Annotated in this window: 7 protein-coding genes; 2 read left to right on the forward strand and 5 right to left on the reverse strand. The window is 57.2% G+C overall.

The features are described from left to right. From IQ273_RS28015 to IQ273_RS28030, 4 genes are all read right to left on the reverse strand, one after another. A partial coding sequence (locus tag IQ273_RS28015; RefSeq protein WP_228054019.1) for a transglycosylase domain-containing protein occupies nt 1–2,379 on the reverse strand: 2,379 nt, incomplete at its 3' end. A gap of 85 nt (nt 2,380–2,464) precedes the next feature. Continuing rightward, nucleotides 2,465–3,526, reverse strand: a complete 1,062-nt coding sequence (chlG, locus tag IQ273_RS28020) for a chlorophyll synthase ChlG (RefSeq protein ID WP_194026410.1) — start codon at nt 3,524–3,526, stop codon at nt 2,465–2,467. Between the two features lie 165 nt (nt 3,527–3,691). Continuing rightward, nucleotides 3,692–4,792: an ArsA family ATPase gene (locus IQ273_RS28025; protein ID WP_194026411.1), complete on the reverse strand. Its 1,101-nt coding sequence runs from the start codon at nt 4,790–4,792 to the stop codon at nt 3,692–3,694. Between the two features lie 394 nt (nt 4,793–5,186). Further along, complete coding sequence (locus IQ273_RS28030) at nt 5,187–5,387, reverse strand: DUF2862 domain-containing protein (RefSeq protein ID WP_194026412.1); 201 nt, start codon at nt 5,385–5,387, stop codon at nt 5,187–5,189. Nucleotides 5,388–5,631: 244 nt separating this feature from the next. Between IQ273_RS28030 and hisF the strand changes: the two genes are divergently transcribed. Both hisF and IQ273_RS28040 read left to right on the forward strand, forming a co-directional pair. Continuing rightward, nucleotides 5,632–6,402: an imidazole glycerol phosphate synthase subunit HisF gene (hisF, locus tag IQ273_RS28035; RefSeq protein WP_194026413.1), complete on the forward strand. Its 771-nt coding sequence runs from the start codon at nt 5,632–5,634 to the stop codon at nt 6,400–6,402. A 153-nt stretch (nt 6,403–6,555) separates the two neighbouring features. Continuing rightward, nucleotides 6,556–6,867: a hypothetical protein gene (locus IQ273_RS28040; RefSeq protein WP_194026414.1), complete on the forward strand. Its 312-nt coding sequence runs from the start codon at nt 6,556–6,558 to the stop codon at nt 6,865–6,867. 194 nt (nt 6,868–7,061) lie between these two features. Here the strand turns inward: IQ273_RS28040 and IQ273_RS28045 are convergent. Further along, nucleotides 7,062–7,353, reverse strand: a 292-nt coding sequence (locus IQ273_RS28045) for a peptidoglycan-binding protein (protein ID WP_194026415.1), incomplete at its 5' end; no start/stop codon positions are given.

Here is a 7,353-nt window from a genome sequence, read left to right on the forward strand (position 1 = left end):
GGCTACCGGGGCAGGCGCTGGAGCCGGCGCTACCGGGGCCGTATTGACTGGGCGTGGGGCCGGGGCTACCGGCGCTGGAGCCGGTGGTTCATTGTTAATCACCGGAGCAGGCGCTGTCGCTGGTTCCGAACGGGGAGCACTCGTATTCCTAAGACCGCTGCTGCCGCTGCCGCTGTCGCTATCACCACTTGCGGCAGAAGATGTCCCACTGCTACTGGAAGAAGAACTACGTCCACTGTCAGATTGGCTAGCGGTCTGGCGACTTTCGCCACTAGAGCTAGACGCTGACTCCGACGATTGCGACGGCCCGTTTTCGGCCACTACTCGACCCGGTTTGACTGGGCTGAGGGTAATAGTGCCCTCACGCCCACCCAGGCGGGGCAGACTGGGAAAATCTTCAGAGGGAATATCGTCGGTAAGCTTGGCCATAAAATCGCGCCAGACGCTAGCAGACATACTGCTAGCCCCTCGGGTAGGCGTGTTGTCATCGTTGCCCATCCATACCCCAGCCACCAGCTGAGGAATGTAGCCCACAAACCAGAGATCCCGATATTCCTCAGACGTGCCGGTTTTACCTGCCACCGGGCGGCCCAGGGTGGCATTGCCGCCCGTCCCCCCTTCAACAACCCCTCGCAGCATCCAGGTCATAATTGCCGCTGTGTCGGCATCAATGGCCTGCACCGACTCGTTGGGCCGTTCGTAAATAACTTCGCCGTCGCTGTTAAGCACCCGCCGAATGCCGTGGGTCGGGCGGTGTACGCCCTTATTGGCCAAGGTTCCGTAGGCGCTGGTTAGCTCTAGCAGGTTAACTTCTGATGTGCCTAAGGCCAACGAGTAGGCGGGCAGCAGCGGTGACTCAATGCCCATCCGCCCTGCCAATTGCACTACTGGGTCAAAGCCCACATCGACCAGCAGCTTGACGGCCACAATGTTGACCGACTTGCGTAGTGCCTCCAGCAAATCCATGCCGCCGCTGTAGGTTTTGCCGTAGTTTTTGGGCTCGTAACCGTCGACTACGTAGCGGGCATCCATGTAGTTTTTGTAGGGTGACATACCCCCTGCGATCGCCGCTGCATAGACAAAGGTTTTAAAGGTTGACCCCGGCTGTCGCTGAGCCTGAGTAACCCGGTTGAACTGATTTTCGCTGGTAAAGTCAGTGCCGCCCACCATAGCCTTAATTTCGCCGTTGCGGGGGTCAACGGCCACCAGAGCTACCTGCCCTACTCGCTGCCAATTGCTGTAGCGTTCAACAGCCTCTTCAACGGTTTCTTCGGCACGGCGCTGCCAGACCACATTCAGAGTCGTTTCCACCGTTAGACCACCAGCCTCTAGCTGGTCGGAAGGCAGCAGAGCCTCCAGCTGCTTTTGAATGTAGATCGTGAAGTAGGGAAACTCGCTGTAGAGAAACTTGGGCTGGTTGGTAGCGACTTCTACGCTGGCGGTAATGGCCTCTTCGGCTTCTACCCCAGTAATGGCATCGGTGGCCAGCATGCGGCGAATCACCCGGTTACGCTGACTGCGGGCCGATTCTACATTGACCGATGGCGAATATAAGCTGGGGGCCGGAGCCATACCGGCAATCATGGCCGACTCTGCTACGGTGAGCTGATCGATGGTTTTACCAAAATAAATCCAGGCCGCATCGGCTACGCCATAGGCTCCAGAGCCCAAGTACACCAGGTTGAGGTAACGCTCAATAATCTGCTCTTTGGTCAGGCTTTTTTCGAGCTTGACGGCCATTAGCGCTTCTTTAAGCTTGCGCTGGTAGCTGCGCTCCTGATCGAGAAAGACGATGCGAGCCAGCTGTTGGGTAATGGTGCTAGCCCCTTCAACCGTTTCCCGGTTTTGCAGGTTGGTCAAAACGGCGCGAGCAATGCCCCGGTAGTCAACGCCGTTGTGCTCATAAAAGCGGCGGTCTTCAGAGGCGATGAACGCGTCTACCAGGTGCTCAGGAATGTCGTCATAGGTAATGGTTTCTCGGCTGGCAGGGCCAAGCTTTTGCAGAATTACGCCGTCGGCTGACACCATCGTGACGGTGCCATCGCGCTGGTAGGTCAACGCCGCATTCGGATCGGGCAGCGTGGCATTGGTATGCTCGAATACACGATAGGCACGGGTACCTCCCCCGGCAATACCTGCCCCAGCCAGTAGCACTATCCAAAACAAGGGCCGCAAAAACAGCGGTCGATAGCTGCGCGGCGGTATCACCTGATCGCGGGAGGGCGCAGGCTGAGCTTCGACCGATCGCGGCGAAGCGGTCGTCTTAGCAGAATTGGTTGGGCTGACCCTATCGGTCTTGCGGCCCGAAGTCTTTCGTCTGGCAGAACGCGATGACTTCCTTGTCGGAAACGACAACCAGGTTAACCAAGATCGAGCCATAGCACCGTTGCCCTTCACGTTATCTGAGAACTGTATGGGGTTTCGACCATTTCTTCAAGGGTACTGCCTTGAAGAAATGGATCCCCTAAAGTGCTGCGTGGCCTAGAGCCAGCCCCGTCACCAGCATACCCAATACCAAAAAGGGCTGGGCGCTGGCCTGATACTTGACGTCATTGCCCAGCGGGTCGCGCAAAAAGTACATGTCCTGAAAGGTGATTTGGGGGATGATCAGCAGGATCAGCAGCACCGCGTAAAGATTTTGGTGAATGGCCATCAGGTAGGCCGCTACGCCCCCCTGAAAAATATCGATCGCGAGCACACAAATCCAGGCGGCGGTGGTAACGCCAAACATCACCGGCAGCGACTTGAGCCCCATCTGGCGATCGCCCTCCACACTCTTGAAGTCGTTTACTACGGCAATGCCCAAACCGGCCAGGCTGTAGAACAAAGTAAGCACTACAATCTGCCAGGTTAGGGTGCCAAACAGGGCGTGACCTGCCCACCAGGGTAGGGCGATATAGCTGGCCCCCAGGGCGTAGTTGCCCAGCCAGCCGTTTTGCTTGAGCTTGAGGGGAGGGGCCGAATAAATATACGACACCAGCGACCCGCCCAGGGCGAGGGCCGTGATGGTGGGAAAGCTGTGACCCGCCCAGTGATCGAGGGCAAAGGCTACCGCCACCCCACCGACCAACAGCACCAATATTTGGGCTACCACCTGGCGAATCGAGATCGCCCCGGAGGGAATGGGCCGGTAGGGCTCATTGATGGCGTCGATGTCGCGATCGTAGAAGTCGTTGAGGGTTTGGGTATAGCCGGTCAGCAGTGGCCCTGAGAGCAGCATGCAGGCGGCGGCAATCAGCACGTATTCCAAATTCCAGCGGTAGTTACCGGATGAGGCGGCCCCGCACACCACTCCCCAGATTAGCGGGATCCAGGTGATCGGCTTCATCAGCTGTAGGCGAATCTTCCAGATCGAAGTTTCGCCTGCCTTAGCCCCTTTCATGCCCAGCAGCTGGCGAGCCGCATTGCCCTGGGCTTTAGGAGCGATCGCGGGCGCGATTTCTGGCGTAGCTTCAGGGGCACCCCCAGCCGCCGGGGTCGGGTCGGGAACGTCGTTGACCGGGATGGAAGACGGTTGTTCAGCCATGGTGGTGTGAAACTGCTACGAGTCGATGAAGAATCAGGTAAGCGCAATACTTACCCACGGTGCCACATTTTTTGGGGGAGAATCAAACCCTGCTGGCTGCGGAGGGCATTTTTGCTGGGGAACCGATGACATAGCGCCGCTCGGATATCTCCAGAAAGAGAAGCCCTAGCTAAACGAAATCACCAGGTGCTGCTCTTGAAACTTGGCCCCAGCCACCGCCTTGCCCTGGAGAGACTTAGGCAGCAGCAGGTTGCGCCGCTGATCGCCCGCCTCAATGGTGACCTCGGGGCCGTACTGAGTGAGCTTAACCTGGGTTTTATCAAAGCTGGGCAGAAACAGCCGCACCGTCTTAGTCGCCTCATCTACGCTGACGGGGCGAGGAGCGGCTGCCGCCCACTGAGCCGGGTCGGGCAGGGCATCGATCGCGCTCTCCCAGCCCTGTTCTACCACCTGGGGCAGCGTTACCTGGGGCAACGGCGCAAAGGATGTCGCCTGATCATCGTTCAAGTGGCCGCTGTTGACGAGTACGCCGCCGATAGTGAGGCCAATCTGTTGAGCGCTGCCCCATAGGTAGCGGGCAGTAGCCACAGCCCCCGCCGTCGGCGTTGTCACCAAAAAGGCCGCGACTCGGCTGGGGTTGGTGACCGCCTGACGCCCGTCTTCAAGCTGCGATCGCACCTGCCCGGTAGGCTGATCGAGCACATCACCCGACCAGTCAACTGCCAACACCGCCGAAGCCATCGGCTGCAAAAAGGGCGATAGCACCCGCCCCACATCTGATTGCTGAAACACACCGCGAAACCGCCGCAGGTACCAATCCAAAATTTCGGGCATGCCCAGCATACGCAGGGTAGCGGTGGCATCGCTGCCATCGTAGATAATCACGTCGTAGCGATCGCTGGCGTCGTACTGGCGTAGGGCATTGAGGGCCAGGGCGCTATCCATGCCCGGCATTACGCCCAGTTCCTGACCATAGACCGCCTTGAGAAACGGCGTGCGCAGGTATTGGGCCTCCAGGGTTTTCACCTCATCCCAGCTTTTCTCTAGCTGGGTCGCCGCCTGAAACTGCATAGCCCACAGGTTGGGCTCTAGCTCCGCAGGCTCCGCCCCCAGGGGCTGCCCCAGCAGCAGCGCCGGAGCCGGGGTGACATCTTGAATGACCAGCAGCACTCGCTGTCCGGCTCGCGATCGCTGCTTAGCGGCAGCGATGGCAACAGTAGTGCTGCCGCAGCCACCCTTACCCAAATAAGTGAGAATTAATGCCATAAAAAATTGGGTTTACACGTTCTGTTAGGTCATTGCCGCTGCGAACCAGCCCCGTCCCCTGGTTGAGATGGGAAAGAGCACTTCAGATGAACGGCACTGAATTAAGCCTGATGGGCAGCGCCCACCCTACGGCAGATCGAAGCTTTTGGCGATCTACAGGCTTATTTCAGCGCCATCCCACCCTAGATATCTTAAAGACATCTGATACCTGTGGCAGCACCTGTGAAAAATCCGTGGAGTTCACCCTCTAGGGATTCTTTAGGTTAAGACCCCTCAATTTTAGTGATCAAAAAACCATTAACCATCCCCCTGAGGAAGGGAGCCGCAAGGGTTCTACCGAGATTTAGCAGCCCTAAAACGTGGCCTGGTGCTGCCATTGGCCACCTAATGTTCACTACTGAATGGCAGACAGCTCATCTTCAAAAAACCAGGTGGTATAGCGGTCTTCAAACTCCACCACAACGCCCACGCCGCTGCCGTCCACCATCTTGAACTGGCTTATAACGCCGCGCTTGCCAAGGTAAGCCGACACATCTTTCGAAACCCGATCGCGGAGACGGGATACCTTCACCTTCTGACCAATCTCTAAACCCATGTTCACTGAGGGCTCCAACTGCCTATCCAACAATAAAACCAAGACACAGTCTATCAGCGTCTTGGCCTCTGTTGATCCTCAAAATCCTCTATTGTGAAACCTGGGAAAGGGGTAATCTTCTGTGGAGAGAAATAGGGCATGGCAGGAATCAGTGGTTGAGTCTTTGAGCAAAACAGTTTTTTCCTGGGCAGATCTGCTCAGGGGAGCAGGGGAGCAGCGAATGGACGACGAAGGAGAACGTTAAATGCTGGCAAAACGGATTGTGCCCTGTTTGGATGTCAAAGCCGGGCGGGTGGTCAAAGGGGTCAACTTTGTCGATCTTCGCGATGCTGGCGACCCGGTGGAGTTGGCTCAGGCTTATAATCAGGCGGGGGCCGATGAACTGGTGTTTCTTGACATTACGGCCACCCACGAAGACCGCGACATTATCTATGACGTGGTGTATCGCACCGCCGAGCAGGTGTTTATTCCCCTGACGGTAGGCGGAGGGGTGCAATCCTTAGAGACCATTAAGAAACTGTTACGAGCTGGGGCCGATAAAGTCAGCATCAACTCGGCGGCGGTCAAGCGACCTGAACTCATTCAAGAAGCCAGCGATCGCTTTGGGGCTCAGTGCATTGTCGTGGCCATAGACGCTCGCCGCCGTGAAGACCCCGCCCACCCCGGTTGGGATGTCTATGTGCGGGGGGGCCGCGAGAACACTGGGCTAGATGCCCTGATCTGGGCTGAAACCGTTGTCGCTCAAGGAGCTGGCGAACTGCTGGTAACCAGTATGGATGCCGACGGTACCCAGGCAGGCTACGACCTGGATCTGACCCGCGCGATCGCCGACCGGGTGCCGGTGCCGGTAATCGCTTCTGGTGGGGCAGGCAACTGCGACCACATTCACCAGGCGCTCACGGAGGGCCGGGCAGAAGCAGCCCTGCTGGCCTCGTTGCTGCACTACGGTCAACTCACGGTACAGCAGGTAAAAGAGCACTTACGCGATCGCCAAGTGCCAGTCCGCCTGACCTAGTCAGGCCAAACTGAACTGGCAAATGCGAAAACATTCTGTGGAACCATGCCGGTTTTATGAATGCCTGTTACGATGTGTAACATACAGGTGAGAAGCTTTAAGTTTCCAAGCTTTGAGTTCTGCTATCGAAATCTTTACCGTAAGCCCTCTTCCATGCTGCTGCTCATCCTGACTATCGTTATTGCCCTGGTAGCCTGGGCGCTCCGGCTGATGGAGCAGGCTGTCAAAGGTCAGGAGTTTTCCCTGATGCTGGCGGGTTTCCTGGTGGCGTCTTCCGCCGCCGCCCTGATGGGAGTCTATTTTTTGATGGGCAACTACATGCTCTACATGAATAGCTCTGCCCAGCAAATGTCTGCCATGGAGTCTCTTGATATTCCGTATTCAATTTATGCCAGCGCCACCGTGCCCGACTCGACTAACCCAGGGGCTGATTGGTTAACCCAGGCTGAGTGGAGCCCCCAATAGCAGTTTGTAGGGCTAAATCTAAATTATTAAAGAAGCCGCCGGAATGTTTTTGTTCTCGGCGGCTTCTTTAGTGGTGCTAGATCTCTCAATTCAAAAGTCCCTACGCTGGGCAAACCAAGGTGTAGCCTCCGCTATAGCTGTACTGCCGCCTGCCGAGAGACTGGCTGCATCAGCTGCAAATATTCGAGATTGCCTTAATTTAGCGCGCGCCAGGTGGCGGGGCCAACAATGCCGTCTACGGTGAGGTTATTGGCCGCCTGAGCCTGTCGGACGGAGGCCTCAGTTTGGCTACCAAAGATGCCGTCGATCGCGCCGTTATAAAACCCTTTAGTCTTTAAACGCTGCTGTAGCTGCCGAACACCATCACCTTCCATGCCGGGGCGCAGCACGGGTAAAGCCGCTGTAGCGTCACCACTGTTGCTAGCGGGTGGGGTACTGGCTGGGGTAGTGTTGGCCGGTGGCGTACTCGCCGGAGGAGTATTGGAG

Source organism: Nodosilinea sp. LEGE 07298, assembly GCF_015207265.1.
Classification (GTDB): domain Bacteria; phylum Cyanobacteriota; class Cyanobacteriia; order Phormidesmidales; family Phormidesmidaceae; genus Nodosilinea.

What these genes read in the sequence shown, in the direction of transcription:
- IQ273_RS28025 (WP_194026411.1), bottom strand. Translation starts at nt 4,792, where the DNA reads ATGGCATTAATTCTCACTTATTTGGGTAAGGGTGGCTGCGGCAGCACT.
- IQ273_RS28040 (WP_194026414.1), top strand. Translation starts at nt 6,556, where the DNA reads ATGCTGCTGCTCATCCTGACTATCGTTATTGCCCTGGTAGCCTGGGCG.
- chlG (WP_194026410.1), bottom strand. Translation starts at nt 3,526, where the DNA reads ATGGCTGAACAACCGTCTTCCATCCCGGTCAACGACGTTCCCGACCCG.
- hisF (WP_194026413.1), top strand. Translation starts at nt 5,632, where the DNA reads ATGCTGGCAAAACGGATTGTGCCCTGTTTGGATGTCAAAGCCGGGCGG.
- IQ273_RS28030 (WP_194026412.1), bottom strand. Translation starts at nt 5,387, where the DNA reads ATGGGTTTAGAGATTGGTCAGAAGGTGAAGGTATCCCGTCTCCGCGAT.